Annotated in this window: 14 protein-coding genes and 3 tRNA genes; 7 read left to right on the forward strand and 10 right to left on the reverse strand. The window is 35.1% G+C overall.

The window, feature by feature from the left end; genetic code table 11:
* Window position 1 precedes the first annotated feature (1 nt).
* Complete coding sequence (gene recF, locus CYK18_RS09115; protein ID WP_101786249.1) at window positions 2-1,099, forward strand: DNA replication/repair protein RecF; 1,098 nt, start codon at window positions 2-4, stop codon at window positions 1,097-1,099.
* 49 nt (window positions 1,100-1,148) lie between these two features.
* Here recF and guaB read toward each other — a convergent pair whose 3' ends face one another.
* Together guaB and trpS are read right to left on the reverse strand one after the other, a co-directional pair.
* Window positions 1,149-2,627: an IMP dehydrogenase gene (gene guaB, locus CYK18_RS09120; protein ID WP_000073418.1), complete on the reverse strand. Its 1,479-nt coding sequence runs from the start codon at window positions 2,625-2,627 to the stop codon at window positions 1,149-1,151.
* A gap of 150 nt (window positions 2,628-2,777) precedes the next feature.
* Complete coding sequence (gene trpS, locus CYK18_RS09125) at window positions 2,778-3,803, reverse strand: tryptophan--tRNA ligase (protein ID WP_000165457.1); 1,026 nt, start codon at window positions 3,801-3,803, stop codon at window positions 2,778-2,780.
* Between the two features lie 205 nt (window positions 3,804-4,008).
* Between trpS and CYK18_RS09130 the strand changes: the two genes are divergently transcribed.
* Window positions 4,009-5,631, forward strand: coding sequence for an ATP-binding cassette domain-containing protein (locus tag CYK18_RS09130; RefSeq protein WP_101786251.1), 1,623 nt, complete (start codon window positions 4,009-4,011; stop codon window positions 5,629-5,631).
* A gap of 61 nt (window positions 5,632-5,692) precedes the next feature.
* Window positions 5,693-8,236, forward strand: a complete 2,544-nt coding sequence (locus CYK18_RS09135) for a YfhO family protein (RefSeq protein ID WP_101786253.1) — start codon at window positions 5,693-5,695, stop codon at window positions 8,234-8,236.
* 26 nt (window positions 8,237-8,262) lie between these two features.
* On the opposite strand, the gene CYK18_RS09140 is transcribed toward CYK18_RS09135, so the two are convergent.
* Complete coding sequence (locus CYK18_RS09140) at window positions 8,263-10,989, reverse strand: YhgE/Pip domain-containing protein (protein WP_101786255.1); 2,727 nt, start codon at window positions 10,987-10,989, stop codon at window positions 8,263-8,265.
* 127 nt (window positions 10,990-11,116) lie between these two features.
* Between CYK18_RS09140 and CYK18_RS09145 the strand changes: the two genes are divergently transcribed.
* Window positions 11,117-11,659 carry a TetR/AcrR family transcriptional regulator gene (locus CYK18_RS09145; RefSeq protein WP_033684570.1) on the forward strand — a complete coding sequence of 181 codons (543 nt, stop codon included), beginning with the start codon at window positions 11,117-11,119 and terminating at the stop codon, window positions 11,657-11,659.
* A gap of 40 nt (window positions 11,660-11,699) precedes the next feature.
* Here the strand turns inward: CYK18_RS09145 and CYK18_RS09150 are convergent.
* The 7 genes from CYK18_RS09150 to rlmH all read right to left on the reverse strand — a co-directional run bounded on the left by CYK18_RS09150 (window position 11,700) and on the right by rlmH (window position 14,884).
* Window positions 11,700-11,773: transfer RNA gene (locus tag CYK18_RS09150), tRNA-Asn, on the reverse strand.
* Window positions 11,774-11,778: 5 nt separating this feature from the next.
* Window positions 11,779-11,850, reverse strand: a tRNA-Glu gene (locus tag CYK18_RS09155).
* Between the two features lie 51 nt (window positions 11,851-11,901).
* A complete protein-coding gene (gene comE, locus CYK18_RS09160) occupies window positions 11,902-12,654 on the reverse strand; it encodes a competence system response regulator transcription factor ComE (RefSeq protein ID WP_101786257.1) in 753 nt (250 codons plus the stop codon).
* On the reverse strand, window positions 12,651-13,976 hold the full coding sequence (gene comD, locus CYK18_RS09165) for a competence system sensor histidine kinase ComD (RefSeq protein ID WP_101786259.1): 1,326 nt from the start codon (window positions 13,974-13,976) through the stop codon (window positions 12,651-12,653). The genes comE and comD overlap by 4 nt, the downstream gene beginning before the upstream one ends.
* A 20-nt stretch (window positions 13,977-13,996) precedes the next feature.
* On the reverse strand, window positions 13,997-14,122 hold the full coding sequence (gene comC / locus CYK18_RS09170; RefSeq protein WP_101786261.1) for a competence-stimulating peptide ComC: 126 nt from the start codon (window positions 14,120-14,122) through the stop codon (window positions 13,997-13,999).
* 165 nt (window positions 14,123-14,287) lie between these two features.
* A tRNA-Arg gene (locus CYK18_RS09175) sits at window positions 14,288-14,361 on the reverse strand.
* Window positions 14,362-14,404: 43 nt separating this feature from the next.
* The gene (gene rlmH, locus CYK18_RS09180; protein WP_101786263.1) at window positions 14,405-14,884 is read right to left on the reverse strand and encodes a 23S rRNA (pseudouridine(1915)-N(3))-methyltransferase RlmH; all 480 of its coding nucleotides are present in this window, start codon (window positions 14,882-14,884) and stop codon (window positions 14,405-14,407) included.
* A 182-nt stretch (window positions 14,885-15,066) separates the two neighbouring features.
* Here rlmH and htrA point away from each other — a divergent pair, with 182 nt between their 5' ends.
* The 3 genes from htrA (at window position 15,067) to dnaA (ending at window position 18,642) form a co-directional block, all read left to right on the forward strand.
* Complete coding sequence (gene htrA / locus CYK18_RS09185; RefSeq protein WP_101786265.1) at window positions 15,067-16,248, forward strand: serine protease HtrA; 1,182 nt, start codon at window positions 15,067-15,069, stop codon at window positions 16,246-16,248.
* 57 nt (window positions 16,249-16,305) lie between these two features.
* Complete coding sequence (locus CYK18_RS09190; protein ID WP_101786267.1) at window positions 16,306-17,064, forward strand: ParB/RepB/Spo0J family partition protein; 759 nt, start codon at window positions 16,306-16,308, stop codon at window positions 17,062-17,064.
* 216 nt (window positions 17,065-17,280) lie between these two features.
* Window positions 17,281-18,642 (forward strand): chromosomal replication initiator protein DnaA, encoded by a 1,362-nt coding sequence (gene dnaA / locus CYK18_RS09195; protein WP_004255267.1) that lies wholly within the window; start codon window positions 17,281-17,283, stop codon window positions 18,640-18,642.
* Window positions 18,643-18,798 lie beyond the last annotated feature (156 nt).

The raw sequence follows: 18,798 nt of genomic DNA on the forward strand, positions 1-18,798 counted from the left end.
CATGTGGCTACAAAACCTATCTCTCAAGACTTTTCGTAATTACAAAGAGACGAAAATAGACTTTAATCCTAAATTAAATATCTTTTTAGGACGCAATGCACAAGGTAAAACAAATATGTTAGAGGCTATCTATTTTTTAGCCTTAACACGCAGTCATCGAACTCGAACAGATAAAAATCTCATTCATTTTGATGAGGAACAGCTTCATCTTTCAGGTCTTGTTCAGAAAAAAACTGGATCCATTCCTCTCGAAATTGAACTAACACAAAAAGGCCGTGTAACAAAAGTTAATCACTTAAAACAGGCACGACTTTCAGATTATGTCGGACACATGAATGTTGTCTTATTTGCTCCTGAAGATTTACAACTAATTAAAGGAGCACCTTCGGTTCGACGAAAATTCATTGATATGGAACTTGGACAAATCAAGCCAATCTATTTATCTGACTTAACCAATTATAACCACATCCTAAAGCAAAGAAACACTTACCTAAAATCAGCTCAAAAAATAGATGAAACATTCCTTTCTGTGTTGGATGATCAACTAGTTGATTATGGATGTCGTGTAATGAATCACCGCTTAGATTTCATAAAAAAGCTAGAATCATTTGGGCGTAAGAAACATTTTGAACTATCTAATCAGATTGAAGAGTTGTCAATATCCTATCAACCTTCTGTCAAGATAACTGACAAAGAAGACTTATCCGAATCTTTCAAAATTGCTTTAGAAAAAAGTAGATCCAGAGATTTATTTAAAAAGAATACTGGCGTCGGTCCTCATCGAGATGATATTTCTTTTTATATAAATGAGATGGACGCTAGTTTTGGAAGTCAAGGCCAACATCGTAGTCTTGTCCTTTCTATAAAATTAGCAGAAATCGAACTAATGGAAAGTATTACTACAGAATCCCCAATATTACTACTTGACGATGTTATGAGCGAGCTTGACAATACTAGACAACTAAAATTATTAGAAACGATTTCTCAGTCAATCCAAACCTTTATCACAACAACAAGCTTAGACCATCTTCAAAATCTACCAGAAAATCTAAGCATTTTCGCTATTCAAGATGGTAAAGCTGTTGTAAATGAAACTTGACAGCATTGTAAAAGAACTCCTGTTTTCGCAGGAGTTCTTTTCATTTCTTTTACATAGAATAATTTGGTGCCTCATTAGTAATTTGTACATCATGAGGATGGCTCTCTTTCAAACCAGCACCAGACATTTCAATAAATTGAGCATTATCGTGTAGTTCTTTAAGGTTAGCTGCACCACAGTAACCCATACCAGAGCGAATACCACCAATCATTTGGAAGACGATATCAGCTGCCGCTCCTTTATAAGCAACACGACCTTCAATTCCTTCTGGAACAAGTTTGTTTGCTTCATTGACAGAACCTTGGAAGTAACGATCGCTTGAACCTTTCTTCATTGCTGCAATTGATCCCATACCACGGTAAGTCTTGAATTTACGTCCTTGGAAGATTTCAGTTTCACCTGGTGCTTCGTCTGTTCCAGCAAACATTGATCCAAGCATTACAGCATTTCCACCGGCCGCAAGTGCTTTTACAATATCTCCAGAATACTTAATTCCACCGTCAGCAATGATCGTTTTACCATATTCACGCGCAACAGCTGCAGCATCGTAGATAGCTGTCACTTGTGGGACTCCTACACCAGCAATCACACGAGTAGTACAGATGGAACCTGGACCAATACCAACCTTGACAACGTCTACACCTGCTTCATAAAGGGCACGTGCACCTTCAGCAGTTGCAATATTTCCAGCAATCAAAGTACGGTCTGGGAAATGAGCACGAATCTCGGCAATTTTACGCAAGACACCTGCAGAATGACCATGTGCAGTATCAATAACAATCGCATCCGCTCCTGCCTCAAAAAGAGCCTCTGCACGTTCAAATGTATCTGAAGTAACACCTACTGCACCTGCAACTAGAAGACGACCAAACTCATCTTTAGCCGCATTTGGAAACTCAATAACTTTTTCAATATCTTTAATAGTAATCAAGCCAGAAAGACGGCCTTCTTCATCTACTAAAGGAAGTTTTTCAATACGGTGTTCTTGAAGAATACTCTCAGCTGTTGCAAGGTCTGTACCCACAGGAGCAGTAACAAGATTTTCACTAGTCATATGGTTTGAGATTGGTTGGTTATAATCTGAAATAAAACGAAGATCTCGGTTTGTCAAAATACCAACCAATTTACGATTTTCAAGTGTTTCAACAACTGGAACACCACTGATGCGGTAACGTCCCATAAGCTCATCAGCTTCAGCAATTGTATGTTCAGGAGTCAAGAAGAACGGATCAATAATAACACCATTTTCAGAACGTTTTACCTTGCGAACCTCGTCTGCTTGTTGAGCAATTGACATGTTTTTATGGATAACTCCGAGACCACCTGCACGAGCAATAGCAATGGCCATTTGACTCTCTGTAACTGTGTCCATGGCAGCGGTAATAATTGGGATATTTAAAGTCAAATTATCTGCCAATTTAGTTGTTAAATCAGCATCATTAGGCAATACATGACTTTCAGCTGGGATAAGCAATACATCATCAAAGGTAAAACCTTTTTTCAAAAATTTAGTGTCCCAATTAGACATTCGAAGTTTCCTCTTTTCTTTCTTTTTGAGCTTGACTCTTTTTATATTGTATCTATCATACCATTCTATAAAAATTTGTCAAATGTTACAGGGGTAAATAAAAAACTATCTTTTCTTTAAGATAGAAATGATAGTTTTTGTAAAATAAACTTAGTTAAAGTAATGAAGTCCCATTGCCCCTTTAACCTCAGATAGAGTTTGACCCGCAACTTCACGCGCTCTTTCACTACCTTTTTGAAGCATATTATAAACTTCTCCCATATCCTTAGCAAATTCAATACGGCGCTCACGAATAGGACCCAGTTCACGTTCTAATATTTCAAGTAGATAACGTTTGGTTTTCACATCACCAAGACCACCTCGTTGATAATGTTCTTTCATATCAGCAATTTCTTGAGCATCTTCTGGACGACCAAAAACATCTAGATAATGGAAAACCATATTTCCTTCAATTTTACCTGGATCCTCAACTCGGATATGATCTGGATCTGTATACATACTCATTACTTTTTTACGCAAAGTATCCGCATCATCAGCTAAATAAATACCATTATTGAGTGATTTAGACATTTTAGCATTTCCATCTAAACCAGGCAAACGACCTGCTCTTTCATTTTCTGGATAAATACCTTCCGGTTCTACCAAGACATCACAGTTATATGCATTGTTAAAAGAACGAACAATCTCGCGAGTTTGCTCAATCATTGGTTTCTGATCTGTCCCAACAGGAACATAATTGGCCTTAAAAGCTGTGATGTCAGCCGCTTGAGCGATTGGATAGACCAAGAATCCTGTCGGAATACTTTCTCCAAATCCTTTCTGAGCAATCTCTGTTTTGACAGTTGGATTTCGTTCCAAACGAGCTAGTGACACCAAATTCATATAATACATAGACAACTCAGCTAATTCTGGAATTTGACTTTGAATAAAGATAGTTGATTTACTCGGATCCAATCCAACTGCAAGGTAATCCAAAGCCACATTTCCAATAGACTCTACAATAGTTTGAGGATCTTTGGCATGATCTGTCAAGGCTTGTTGGTCAGCCAAGAACACAAACATGTCATACTTATCCTCTTCCTGTAATAATACTCGATTTTTGAGACTTCCAACATAATGTCCAATATGCAATTTTCCTGTTGGACGGTCTCCTGTTAAAATAATGGGTTTAGTCATTTTGTTCTCCTTCGATATGGTCCCTTCAATTATAGCATTTTTTTAATGAAATAACCGCAATTTATCAAAATAAATCAACCTTGCTATTCACGGTTTTGTGTAAAGTGTACTGTAAATTTAATTTACACAAAATTGACAGATAAAAATTTGAATATTTCCGTATTTTCTAGTAGAATAAATATATTACATATATAGGAGAAAAACATTGCTTACAGTATCTGATGTTTCACTACGTTTTAGTGATCGCAAACTTTTTGATGATGTCAATATCAAATTTACAGAAGGAAATACTTACGGATTAATCGGTGCTAATGGTGCCGGAAAATCAACCTTTTTAAAAATTTTAGCTGGAGATATCGAACCTACTACTGGTCACATCTCTCTTGGTCCAGATGAACGTCTCTCTGTTCTTCGTCAAAATCACTTTGACTATGAAGATGAACGTGCCATTGATGTCGTTATCATGGGAAATGAAAAACTTTATAGCATCATGAAGGAAAAAGATGCTATCTACATGAAGGAAGATTTCTCAGATGAGGATGGAGTGCGTGCTGCCGAACTTGAAGGAGAGTTTGCCGAGCTTGGAGGCTGGGAAGCAGAAAGTGAAGCCTCTCAACTACTTCAAAACCTAAACATTCCAGAAGAATTGCACTATCAAAATATGAGTGAGTTGGCTAACGGTGAGAAAGTGAAGGTTCTCCTTGCCAAAGCACTTTTTGGTAAACCAGATGTTCTTCTATTGGACGAGCCTACCAACGGTTTGGACATCCAATCAATTACATGGTTAGAAGATTTCTTGATTGACTTTGATAACACAGTTATCGTAGTATCCCACGATCGTCACTTCTTAAACAAAGTATGTACCCACATGGCCGACCTTGACTTTGGAAAAATCAAACTCTATGTCGGAAACTATGACTTCTGGAAGGAATCTTCTGAGCTTGCTGCTAAATTGCTAGCAGACCGTAATGCCAAAGCAGAGGAAAAAATTAAGCAATTGCAAGAATTCGTTGCTCGTTTCTCTGCCAATGCTTCTAAATCAAGACAAGCAACCTCACGTAAGAAAATGCTTGACAAGATTGAGCTAGAAGAGATTGTGCCATCTAGTCGTAAATATCCATTTATCAACTTTAAAGCAGAACGTGAGATTGGTAATGATCTCTTGACAGTAGAAAATCTAACTGTAAAGATTGATGGTGAGACTATTTTAGATAACATCAGCTTTATCTTGCGTCCAGGTGATAAGACAGCTCTTATTGGACAAAATGACATCCAAACGACTGCATTAATTCGTGCAATCATGGGAGATATTGATTATGAAGGAACTGTCAAGTGGGGAGTTACAACTAGTCAATCTTACCTACCTAAAGATAACTCAGCTGATTTCGCAGGGGGAGAATCAATTCTTGACTGGTTGCGTCAATTTGCAAGTAAAGAAGAAGATGACAATACTTTCCTACGCGGTTTCCTCGGCCGTATGCTCTTCTCTGGAGATGAGGTTAACAAACCTGTCAACGTCTTGTCAGGGGGAGAAAAAGTTCGTGTCATGCTTTCAAAACTAATGCTCTTGAAGTCAAATGTGCTTGTACTTGATGACCCAACCAATCACTTGGACTTGGAATCTATCTCAAGCTTGAATGATGGATTGAAAAACTTTAAAGAATCAATCATCTTTGCCAGCCATGACCACGAGTTTATTCAAACTCTAGCTAACCATATCATTGTCTTGTCTAAAAATGGCGTTATCGATCGTATCGATGAAACCTATGATGAATTCCTAGAAAATGAAGAAGTACAAGCAAAAGTTAAAGAACTTTGGAAAGACTAAATAAAACTTCAAAACTCAGTTGGGTTAACCAGCTGGGTTTTCTAACATTTTATGAGGTAACATGAAATTATTTTTTAAAACATATTGGACCTATTTTATTTCTTTCATCATTCCTGTAGTCATTATGACAGGAGTATATCTATCTCAAGGTATCTACTGGAATAGCGATACATCTCCTCTATTAGGAGATGGCTTTCATCAATACGTTATTTTTGATGTAGCTCTAAGAAATCTCCTACATGGAAATGGTAGTTTGTTTTACACCTTTACAAGTGGTCTCGGATTGAATTTCTATGCCCTATCTAGTTATTACTTGGGTAGTTTTCTCGCGCCTCTAGTTTACTTTTTTGATCTAACGAATATGCCCGATGCTGTCTATCTGACAACTCTCTTAAAATTTGGATTGATTGGTCTGTCAACCTTCTTTAGTTTAAATAAATTATTTAAAAATATCCCTCAGACTTTAAAACTAGCTTTATCTACTTCCTATGCTCTGATGAGTTTCACTGTTAGTCAACTAGAGATAAAAACCTGGCTGGATGTTTTTATCTTAATTCCTTTAATTATAACTGGTTTACACCTACTTATAACTGAAAAGAAATTCTCATTATACTTTACAAGTCTGTCAATCTTATTTATCCAAAACTATTATTTTGGATATATGACAGCATTGTTTCTTATTTTCTGGTATCTCTGTCAAATTTCTTGGGACTTTAAAACTCGAAAATCATCTCTTCTTGATTTCATAATCACCTCCATTTTAGCTGGTATGGCTAGTTCGATTATGACTCTTCCCACTCTGTTTGATTTACAGACACATGGGGAAAAATTGACTGAAGTTACAAAGTTTCAAACTGAAAGTAGCTGGTATCTTGATCTCTTTGCTAAGCAATTCATTGGCTCCTTTGACACAACAAAGTATGGGGCTATCCCAATGATTTTTGTTGGACTGCTTCCCTTTATTTTAACTATTTTATTTTTTACGCTGAAATCTATTAAGTTTCACGTGAAACTTATCTATGCAGTCTTCTTTACATTTCTAATTGCAAGCTTTTATATTGAATCACTTGATTTATTGTGGCAAGGTATGCATACTCCAAATATGTTTTTACATCGCTATGCTTGGATTTTCTCTACCTTGTTAATTTACACAGCAGCAGAAGTCTTAAATCGTCTGAGAGAACTTAAAGTCTGGAATTTTTTAGTTTCGTTTTTTCTTGTGCTAACAGGATTTTTAGCTACCATCTATCTAAAATCGCATTATTCTTTTTTAACAGATTTGAATATTCTGCTTACTCTTGAATTTTTAGTTGTCTATTTTCTTTTACTCCTTGCAGTTATCAAAAAGTTTATCTCTGTAAATCTATTTGCCATTCTAATCTCTTTATTTATAATGGTTGAAATAAGTTTAAATGCTTCATCTCAAATAGACGGAATTGCTAAGGAATGGGGATTTGCTTCTCGAAGTGCATATAGTAGAGATATACCAGCTATGGAATCTTTCTCAACATATATTGGAAATTCATTTACTCGTACTGAGAAACTAAAAACTCAGACAGGAAATGACAGTATGAAATTTAACTACAATGGAATATCTCAATTTTCATCTGTTCGAAATCGTTCAGCAAGCTCTACTTTAGATAAACTTGGTTTTAAATCCTCTGGAACCAATCTCAATCTCCGTTATGCAAATAATAGTATTTTGGCTGATAGTTTATTTGGCATCCAGTACAATATCTCAGACAGTCCTATTGACAAGTATGGTTTTAAAGATATCTATCAAAAAGATAATCTTACCCTATATGAAAATCAATACTCTCTTCCGATTTCCTTTGCTAGTCAATCTGTTTACAATGATGTCAAGTTCAATGAACACACTTTGGACAATCAAGCCTCGTTTTTAAATCAACTTGCTGACGTCAATTTTGATTATTTTTCTCCAATACCTTATGAAAAAACAGAGAATACTGATGATTTGATTAGTGTTACAAGTTCTTCAAATGAGGATGCAGCAATCCAATATCAAATTGAAGTGCCAGAAAACAGTCAAGTCTATCTTTCTTTCACAAACCTTCACTTTTCTAATGATAAACAAAAGAAGGTTGACATCCTTGTAAATGGAGAAAAGAAAATTTTTACAACTGATAATGTCTTCTCCTTCTTTAATCTAGGCTATACAAAAGAGAAAAAAACTTTCAATATTAATGTTAGTTTCCCTGGAAATTCACAAGTATCATTTGAATCTCCTACCTTCTATCGTTTAGATACCAAAACTTTCACCGAGGCAATTCAAAAAATTAAAGAACAACCTGTCACAATATCAACTTCTAAAAACAAGGTCTTTGCTACATATGATGTTAAACAAGATACGTCCATTTTCTTCACCATTCCTTATGACAAAGGCTGGTCTGCCTACCAAGATGGTAAGAAAATAGAAATTAAACAAGCTCAAACTGGTTTTATGAAAGTTGACGTTCCTGAGGGAAAAGGAACGATTACACTTTCCTTTATTCCCAATGGTTTTGTTATTGGAGCAATCTGTTCCTTTACTTCTCTTTTTCTATTTGGAATCTATAATCACAAACGAAAGTCATCTAAGACATAAAAAAATCGACCAGTTGGTCGATTTTTTTAACCTTCTTCCATTTTCTTAGGTCGATAGGCTAGCATACCTAAACCAGTAAATAGGGCTAATATCACAGCAAGGAAAATGATTTGATGATGAATATTTCCTGTCATAGAGATTGTTTGTCGCAATCCCGAAACTGAATAACTCATTGGTAACCAAGGACTAATAGCTCTAAAGAAATCATTTGTCAAGGCAAGTGGATAAGTACCGGCACTTGATGCTAACTGTAATAAAAGCAAAATAAGAGAGAAGAAAGCTCCTATACGGCTATTCCATGTTGTTAATGCAGTTACCATAGACATAAATGTTAAGCTTGCGATAATAATTAAGAATAAGGTTCTCATTTCATGATTAGCAGTTAAACCAATAAGATGAACTCCTCCATATACCAAAATTCCTGCCAAAACAGCTATAATACCATTTATTTCAGCTCGAGATTTCAACCAAGCCCAACGGCTCTCCGGATGACGACCTGAAGGTAATTTAGCAAAAATCATATTTGTTGATAATGCAGCGACAAAGAGAGCGACTGATATCATATAAGGAGCCATAGCAATCCCATTTACAGGAACTTGATCATTGTCTGTTTTTGAAAGATTGAGTGGATTTGACAAAATCTCTGCATTTTTAGATTCTGTTGATGCTGATTTGAGTTGATCACTAGCATTACCTAGTCCTTGTCCTAAAGAAGCAACTCCTGTCTGTAAATCTTCCAAACCAGAAGTTAACTTTGCTCCACCTTCTGCAAGCTTCCCAGATCCATCTGCCAATTTATTAGCTCCATTCTCTAATTGAGAAGCACCTGAAAGTAACTGACTGGATTTGTCTGCTAATTGACCTGATCCTGATTGTAATTTATCAACTCCTGCTATTAATTCTTGACTCTTTTGATTCAATTGGTTAGAGCCAGTTGATAATTTTTCAATACCAGATACTAATTCTGGAGTTTTTTTAGCTAATTTTTCAATACCAGATACTAATTCTGGAGTTTTTTTAGCTAATTGACCAACTCCTGCTGTCAAGCTAGAAGATTTTTGTGTCAAGGTGTTTGAGCCTGAAACTAGTTGATCCAAACTACCTGTCAAGGTGGAATTTTTTTCACTTAGTTGACTTGCACCCTGAGAAACTTTATCAACACCTGTAGTATATGCGTTTACACCTGATGCAATTGACTGACTGGCAGGAACTAATTTGCTAGTAACAGCTCCTTGTATCTCTGTTAATCCACTTGACAATCCTGTCAAAGAAGTAGAAGCAAGCGGTAATACTTGATTAGCTTGATTTTTTAACGTCGAAAGATTTGAAGATTGATTTTGTAAGTTTTCTAAACTTCCCTGTAAACCTTGTACTAAAGCTATAATTGACTGAGCCGATTGAATACTATCAGTCGAATTTTGAGATACAGAAGCACTTATCTCAGCTTGTTGCTCACTTGTCAAGGATTGATAAGCTGCTGTTGATTGAATATTGGCTAATGTAGTTGCTTTTTCAGACTGAGCACTTACTAGCATTTGATTAGAAAGAGATACTATACTTGATAAAACAGAATCTAACTGTTTTGTATCTCCAACATCAATATTTTGAATAACTTGATTTAACTGATTCAGACCAGAAGATAATTGATTAATTTGATCTTTTTGCCCAGACGAAGCATCTAACTTACTAGAAAGTTGTTGAATCCCTTCGCTTAATTGCTCCACACCCATTCGAAGGGTAGCTGATTGATTAGATAACTGACTCGCACCTGTTGCAAGATTTCCCACTCCATTTGTATAGGCACTAACACCAGATGAAAATTGAGTAAGACCTGTATTAAGCTGAGAAACACCGCCAGTATAGGATTCTACACCATTATATAATTGATTGATTCCTCTTACTAATTCAGGACTTTTAGAAGATAATTGATTGATTCCTCTTACTAATTCAGGACTTTTAGAAGATAATTGACCTAATCCCCTATCTAATTGACTCACTGTACCAGTATATGTAACCAAACCACTATTAAAAGTCCCTAAGCCAAGATGAAGTTGTTCAACACCAGAAACATAAGCAGATAATCCTTTAGTAAACTGCTCCGTTCCATTTGAAAATGTTAAACTTGAATCTGCTAAAGAGTGTAGGTTAGTAGTCAATGTTTGACTTCCTGTCACTAACTGATTCGCTCCATCAGTTAATTTTTCACTACCAGAAGCCGCTTGACTCATACCATCCTTTAATTCGACCATCTTATCAAATAAAGCTTTAGTATAGGTCTCAGTTACATTTGTAGACACATTCTGCTTTAATTGTGTCATCGCAGAATCGCTCATCTTGCTAGCAATAAAACTATGACCACTTGAAGTCTGATAATCGATTTGCATTTGCTCTGGATGATTCGTTAAAATAGAAGCTGCTTTTTCAGATAAATCACTTGGTAAAGTCACTACCATATAGTAATCGCCATCTTCCAATCCCTTCTTTCCTTCCTCTTCATCTACAAAATGAAAATCCAAGCTTTTATTTTCTTTTAAATTGGAGACCATGTCTTTTCCTATAGCCATGGTATTAGCGTTATAGGAAGCTTCTTTATCATTATTGACAACTGCCACAGGTAAGTCAGACAATTGCCCATATGGATCCCACATTGATGACAAAAATATGATATTGTACAGAGCTGGAATAAGAGAAATCCCTATCATGACAATAATAAAGGTTGGTTTTTTAAAAATTGCTTTCCATTCTTTAAACATATCTTCTCCTTTTTTAAACATATTGTCTAAAATTTTGATATAATAGATTATACATTAAAAAATCTAAATTACAAGATAAAAAATCCATTTTTAGACAGATAGTCTAATTTGTTTATAAGGAGGAAATATGCAAGAAAGTAACAAACGCTTAAAAACAAAGCGAACTATTGAAAATGCTATGGTACAACTACTGATGGAACAACCATTTGATCAAATTTCTACTGTCAAGTTAGCAGACAAAGCCGGAATTAGTCGTTCCAGCTTCTATACTCACTATAAGGATAAGTATGATATGATTGAGCACTATCAAAGCAAGCTATTCCATACATTTGAATATATTTTTCAAAAACATGCTCATCACAAAAGAGATGCCATTTTAGAAGTATTTGAATATCTAGAATCAGAACCACTTCTGGCTGCTCTTCTTTCTGAAAACGGGACCAAAGAAATCCAAAATTTCTTACGAAATAAACTTCATATCATGCTCAGTACGGATTTACAAAAACGCTTTATGCAACTAAATCTAAATACCACTGAATTAGAATATAGTAGCATCTATCTAACTCATGCACTTTTTGGTGTCTGCCAAACTTGGATTGCACATGGAAAAAAAGAAAGTCCTCAAGAAATAACAGACTTCCTTATGAAGATGCTTGGTGATGCAAATTGATATAAAAAGAGGAACACAGTTGTGTTCCCTTTTATCTATACTCCGCCAGTAGGACTCGAACCTACGACATCATGATTAACAGTCATGCGCTACTACCAACTGAGCTATGGCGGATAAAATAGTCCGTACGGGATTCGAACCCGTGTTACCGCCGTGAAAAGGCGGTGTCTTAACCCCTTGACCAACGGACCTTCTATCTGTAGCAGATATAACCATTATATCAATTTCTTACTAATTGTCAATCACTTTTGAGATTTTTTCTCTAAAATATCTTTTAACTTTCTAATTTTTAACCTTGAAATAGGACAGCGATGATCTTCATAGAAAACAACTTCTAGATTCTTTCGGTCAATTTCTCTGATATTGCCTATATTTACCAAAAATGACTTATGAGGAGAATAAAATCTTTGGGTATGTTTGTCCTTTTCCTGAATATCTGTCATGGTACCGTAAAACTCTTTGGCAAAATTCTTACCAATAATGCGCAATTTATGAGAGACTCCTGTCGTTTCAATATACAAAATATCATGGTAAGGAATTTTTAAATCATTTCCCTTGTAATTGTAGTCAAAATAATCTACAACATCTTCATTTTCAAGTAACATACTCTTCGTGTAGAAGATATTTTGCTCAATTCTCTTCTTAAATAACTCATCATTAATATCCTTATCAACAAAATCTAGGGCTGATACCTGGTATTTATAAGTTAGAGTCGCAAACTCTGATCGACTGGTGATAAAGACGATAATAGCGTAAGGATTGTAATGACGAATGAGCTGAGCAACCTCAAATCCCTTTTTCTCAATTCCATGAATATCGATATCTAGGAAATAAAGCTGGTTTACTTCATCGTTTTCAATGTATTCTTCAAATTCACGAACTTTTCCTGTCGTCTTGTATGATATTGGAATATTCGATTCTTTCGAAATTTCATCCAATATTCTTTCTAGTCTCACTTGATGTTCAATAACATCTTCTAAAATTAAAACTTTCATTCAAATTCCCTCTTAAATCTAATAATTTGTCTAAATGTACTGCCTTCCATCTCTGTTTCTAAAATAATATTGTTGTACTTATCTAGTAGTTCTTTCACATTATTTAATCCAATTCCGCGATTTCTTCCCTTGGTGGAGAATCCTAAGGCAAACAGATCTCCTGAAGGAGTCATCGTCATTTTACATGAATTCTGAATCACAATAACTGTTTCAGTTTCCATCTTAATAACTGCTACTTCCATCTGCTTTTTATAGCTATCAGCCGAGCCTTCGACAGCATTGTTCAATAAAACACTCATAATACGAACTAAATCCAATAGTTCAATTGGGAGCTTGGTAATCGTATCTTTTACTTCCAGTGTAAACTCTACACCATTATTTCGAGCATAGACAATGGACTGAGCAACCAAACTTCGTAAAGCTGAGTCTTCTATGTTGTTCAAATCAAAGTAAGTGTACTTATCTGAACGCAGTTTATGATTGGCTTTGACCAAAACTTCATTGTAAATTCTGTCAATTTCCTGTAAATCACCACTGTCAATTGCCATCTGCATGCTGACAAGCATACCAGCATAGTCATGTCGAAAACCACGAATTTCATTATACAGACCGACAATTTCATCTGTATAATTCTGTAAATGTTTCTGTTCAAATTTCTTCTGCTTCAACGCAATCTCTTTCTCCATTTGTTCTTTATGAGAATTCATTGCAAAGAAGGTCAAAAATAGAGAGATAAAGACAATAGATGACAAAATACTTCCAAAACTATTCAAATGTTTAATCGTACTTACCATATCAGAAACGAAAGATACAATATGTAGCAATAGTAAAGCAAAAAATACTTTTTTCAAGAAAGGATAAAGGTAGTCCTTGTCAAAATAGGTTAGTTCCAAATGGAAATAATGAATTATTTTTAAGACAACAAAATAGGTTAACACCGTTACAACGAAAAAGAATGGGTAATAATGTTGTAAAACAAAATTGTCTCCTGTTATAGAGGAGAAAGTTACGGACAGAAAGTTATGAGTGCTCTCATATAAAAGAGATAGTAGTAAACTTAGAAATAGTCCTCTATCCCTCTCATACTGTTTAATCCATCGAAAATAGGAATATAAGCCCAAAGGAAGTAAAAATGTTGCAGTCCCTAACCCATCCAAATTTAGAAGATAAAAGGAAAGTTCAAGTACTACTTCTACTAGTAATGTATAAGCACCAAAAACGTATAGCTCTTTTCTATTTATTTGACCTTTACAAATTAAATGGTAACTGTAACTAATAATTAAAAAATGACCAATAACTGTCCCAAATCCAAGTAAATTCATTACTCTTTCTCCTTATTTCATTACTTTTTTCGTTGGAAAAGAAAATCAAGGATGAGGTCTGAAACTCTACTTTCCCCACCTTGAATCTCCTGCAAGTCTTTTTCCTTCAAGGCTACAAACTGTTCCAATTTAACTGTGTTTTTCATAATAAAATCTCCTAAAATGTTTTTTTCTTGTAAGCTAACTTACAAAAACTATTATACAAAATGGAATTTTGTTTTAGATAAAATTCTCTCAACTGTCATTTTTTTATCCCAAAGTGTACTTTTTTAAGAAAAAAGCCGGGAAAATTCCCAGCTTTGCTACTATATTGATCCCAGCAGGATTCGAACCTGCGACCGTTCGCTTAGAAGGCGAATGCTCTATCCAGCTGAGCTATGAGACCTAACATAATTATTCTACCAAAAATTCAATTAAAAGTCAATTTTCTATTTATGATAGGGCGATCCCTGCTGTATTGTAAAAGCCCGATAGATTTGTTCAACAAGAACCAGTCTCATTAACTGATGGGGCAAAGTTAGACGGCCAAAACTAACAGAAAGATTGGCTCTCTTTTTTACAGCTGATGACAGTCCCAAACTTCCCCCAATAATAAAGGTAAGAGTAGAAAATCCTTTTATAGAAGCTTCTTCTAATTGTTTACTAAATTCTTCTGAGGAGAAAGTTTTCCCTTCGATAGCCAATACAATAACAAAATCACGGTCAGCAACTTTTGATAAAATTCTCTGACCTTCTATTTCTAAAATCTTTTGATTTTCTGACTCACTGGCCTTATCTGGTGTTTTTTCATCTGCTAGCTCAATCATTTCAAGTTTAGCAAATCGAGAAATTCGTTTTGAATACTCTGCAATACCATCTTTTAAATACTTTTCTTTCAGTTTTCCAACTGTTACAACTTTAATTTTCATGACTCTATTCTAACATATTCTCTATTTTTTCACATCTTATTCACAAAATAAAAGGTTAATTTTAACCGAGAAAATCACAGTTTTAAAAGAGTTATCCACAGTTTGTGTAAAACTTTTGTGTTTAAGTTATAATTAAGCTAGTCAGTTTATACTTTCAGTAATTCAAAAATATGGAGGCAAATATGAAACATTTAAAAACATTTTACAAAAAAGGGTTTCAATTATTAGTCGTTATCGTCATTAGCTTTTTTAGTGGAGCCTTGGGTAGTTTTTCAATAGCTCAACTAACTCAAAAAAGTAGTGTAAGCAACTCTAACAACAATAGTACTATTACACAAACTGCCTATAAGAACGAAAATTCAACAACACAGGCTGTTAATAAAGTAAAAGATGCCGTTGTATCCGTTATTACTTATTCAGCAAATAGACAAAATAGCGTATTTGGCAATGATGAGACTGATACAGATTCTCAGCAAATCTCTAGTGAAGGATCTGGGGTTATTTATAAGAAGAATGATAAAGAAGCTTACATTGTCACCAATAATCACGTTATAAATGGCGCCAGCAAAGTAGATATTCGATTGTCAGATGGGACTAAAGTACCTGGAGAAATCGTCGGAGCGGATACTTTCTCTGATATTGCTGTCGTCAAAATCTCTTCAGAAAAAGTGACAACAGTAGCTGAGTTTGGTGATTCTAGCAAGTTAACCGTAGGAGAAACTGCTATTGCTATTGGTAGCCCATTGGGTTCTGAATATGCAAATACTGTCACTCAAGGTATCGTATCTAGTCTTAATCGAAATGTATCTTTAAAATCTGAAGATGGACAAGCCATTTCTACAAAAGCCATCCAAACTGATACTGCTATTAACCCAGGTAACTCTGGTGGCCCACTAATCAATATTCAAGGACAGGTTATCGGAATTACCTCAAGTAAAATTGCCACAAATGGAGGAACCTCTGTAGAAGGTCTTGGTTTTGCAATCCCTGCAAATGATGCTATCAATATTATTGAACAGTTAGAAAAGAACGGAAAAGTGACTCGTCCAGCTTTGGGCATCCAAATGGTCAATCTCTCAAATATTAATACAAGTGACATTAGAAAACTGAATATTCCAAGTAACGTAACATCTGGTGTCGTTGTTCGTTCTGTACAAAGTAATATGCCTGCCAATGGTCACCTTGAAAAATACGATGTTATTACAAAAGTAGATGACAAAGACATTGCTTCATCAACAGACTTACAAAGTGCTCTTTACAATCATTCTATCGGAGACACCATTAAGATAACTTACTATCGTAACGGTAAAGAAGAAACTACATCTATTAAACTTGACAAGAGTTCAGGTGATTTAGAATCTTAATTGACATCTATGTAAAGAAAGCTTTACATAAGAGAAAAGATGTGTTAGTGTAGAATCATGGAAAAATTTGAAATGATTTCTATCACGGATATACAAAAAAATCCCTATCAACCTCGAAAAGAATTTGATAGAGAAAAACTAGATGAACTAGCACAGTCTATCAAAGAAAATGGGGTCATTCAACCGATTATTGTTCGTCAATCTCCTGTTATTGGTTATGAAATCCTTGCAGGAGAAAGACGCTATCGGGCTTCACTTTTAGCTGGTCTAAGGTCTATCCCAGCTGTTATTAAACAGCTTTCAGACCAAGAGATGATGGTCCAGTCCATCATTGAAAATTTGCAAAGAGAAAATTTAAATCCAATAGAAGAAGCACGCGCCTATGAATCTCTCGTAGAGAAAGGATTCACCCATGCTGAAATTGCAGATAAAATGGGAAAGTCTCGTCCATATATCAGCAACTCCATTCGTTTGCTTTCCTTGCCAGATACTATCCTCTCAGAAGTAGAAAATGGCAAACTATCACAAGCTCATGCGCGTTCGCTAGTTGGGTTGAATAAGGAACAACAAGACTATTTCTTTCAACGAATCATAGAGGAAGATATTTCTGTAAGAAAGTTAGAAGCTCTTCTGACAGAGAAAAAACAAAAGAAACTGCAAAAAAATGATCATTTCATACAAAATGAAGAAGAACAGTTAAAAAAACTACTCGGATTAGATGTAGAAATCAAACTGTCTAAAAAAGATAGTGGAAAAATCATTATTTCTTTTTCAAATCAAGAAGAATACAGTAGAATTATCAACAGCCTGAAATAAGGCTGTTCTTTTATTTTTTTATCTCACAAGGTTATCCACTATTTTTTTCGATAAAAAGCTTAATAAATCAATAGTTTCTGATTTTATCCCCAACCTGTGGATAAAACTTGATAACATTGTGGATTATTTTTCACAGCTTGTGGAAAATTCTTCCTATCTATGGTAAAATAAGTCTAGCATTAAACTTTTAAACAAGTAGTAAAGGAGGAGAACGGATTGAAAGAAAAACAATTTTGGAATCGTATCTTAGAATTTGCGCAAGAAAGACTGACTCGATCCATGTATGATTTCTATGCTATTCAAGCTGAACTCATCAAGGTAGAGGAAAATGTTGCCACTATATTTTTACCACGATCTGAAATGGAAATGGTCTGGGAAAAACAACTAAAAGATATCATTGTAGTAGCTGGTTTTGAGATTTATGATGCTGAGATAACTCCCCACTATATTTTCATCAAACCTCAAGATACTACTGTCTCACAAGTTGAAGAAGCTCCAAATTCAACTCTTTATGACTATAGTCCAAAGTTAGCATCTATTCCTTATTCGGATACTGGATTAAAAGAAAAATATACCTTTGATAATTTTATTCAAGGGGATGGGAATGTTTGGGCAGTATCAGCCGCTTTGGCTGTTTCTGAAGATTTAGCCTTGACCTATAATCCTCTTTTTATCTATGGAGGACCTGGCCTTGGTAAGACTCACTTACTCAATGCAATTGGGAATGAGATTTTGAAAAATATTCCTGATGCGCGTGTTAAGTACATTCCTGCTGAAAGCTTTATAAACGACTTTCTTGAACATCTGAGACTGGGTGAAATGGATAAGTTCAAAAAAACCTACCGTAGCCTCGATCTCTTGTTAATTGATGATATTCAATCGCTGAGTGGAAAAAAAGTTGCAACTCAGGAAGAATTTTTCAATACTTTCAATGTTCTCCATAACAATCAAAAACAAATTGTTCTGACTAGTGATCGTAGCCCTAAACACTTAGAGGGCCTTGAAGAAAGACTTGTCACGCGCTTTAGCTGGGGCTTGACGCAAAACATCACACCACCTGACTTTGAGACACGTATTGCCATTTTACAAAGCAAAACAGAGAATTTAGACTACCATTTCCAAAGTGATACCCTAGAATACCTAGCTGGTCAATTTGATTCAAACGTCCGAGAACTTGAAGGAGCAATAAACGACATCACTTTAATTGCCAGAGTGAAGAAGATTAAGGATATCACTATCGATATCGCTGCAGAAGCTATTAGAGCTCGAAAACAAGATGTTAGCCAAATCCTCGTCATTCCAATTGATAAAATCCAAACTGAAGTAGGGAACTTCTATGGTGTTAGTGTCAAAGAAATGAAGGGAAGCAGACGCCTTCAAAATATTGTTTTGGCCCGTCAAGTAGCCATGTATTTATCTAGAGAATTAACAGATAATAGTCTTCCAAAAATTGGGAAGGAATTTGGTGGAAAAGATCACACAACAGTCATACATGCCCATGCCAAAATTAAATCTTTGATTGATGAAGACGATAATTTACGTTTAGAAATTGAATCCATCAAAAAGAAAATTAAATAACTTGTGGATAACTTTTACTTTATTATCTTTTTTATCCACATTTTTTAAACAAGCCAAAAAACTTGATATGACTTGTTTAAAGTCTGTTTTCCACAGATTTCACAGACCCTATTATTACTATTATCCTTCTAATACTAAAAATAAATAAAGGAGAAT

This window comes from Streptococcus mitis (assembly GCF_002860865.1).
GTDB lineage: Bacteria > Bacillota > Bacilli > Lactobacillales > Streptococcaceae > Streptococcus > Streptococcus mitis_AT.

Coding starts and splice junctions, on each gene's coding strand:
- recF (WP_101786249.1), top strand. CDS start 2: ATGTGGCTACAAAACCTATCTCTCAAGACTTTTCGTAATTACAAAGAG.
- guaB (WP_000073418.1), bottom strand. CDS start 2,627: ATGTCTAATTGGGACACTAAATTTTTGAAAAAAGGTTTTACCTTTGAT.
- trpS (WP_000165457.1), bottom strand. CDS start 3,803: ATGACTAAACCCATTATTTTAACAGGAGACCGTCCAACAGGAAAATTG.
- CYK18_RS09135 (WP_101786253.1), top strand. CDS start 5,693: ATGAAATTATTTTTTAAAACATATTGGACCTATTTTATTTCTTTCATC.
- CYK18_RS09140 (WP_101786255.1), bottom strand. CDS start 10,989: ATGTTTAAAGAATGGAAAGCAATTTTTAAAAAACCAACCTTTATTATT.
- CYK18_RS09145 (WP_033684570.1), top strand. CDS start 11,117: ATGCAAGAAAGTAACAAACGCTTAAAAACAAAGCGAACTATTGAAAAT.
- comE (WP_101786257.1), bottom strand. CDS start 12,654: ATGAAAGTTTTAATTTTAGAAGATGTTATTGAACATCAAGTGAGACTA.
- comD (WP_101786259.1), bottom strand. CDS start 13,976: ATGAATTTACTTGGATTTGGGACAGTTATTGGTCATTTTTTAATTATT.
- comC (WP_101786261.1), bottom strand. CDS start 14,122: ATGAAAAACACAGTTAAATTGGAACAGTTTGTAGCCTTGAAGGAAAAA.
- rlmH (WP_101786263.1), bottom strand. CDS start 14,884: ATGAAAATTAAAGTTGTAACAGTTGGAAAACTGAAAGAAAAGTATTTA.
- htrA (WP_101786265.1), top strand. CDS start 15,067: ATGAAACATTTAAAAACATTTTACAAAAAAGGGTTTCAATTATTAGTC.
- CYK18_RS09190 (WP_101786267.1), top strand. CDS start 16,306: ATGGAAAAATTTGAAATGATTTCTATCACGGATATACAAAAAAATCCC.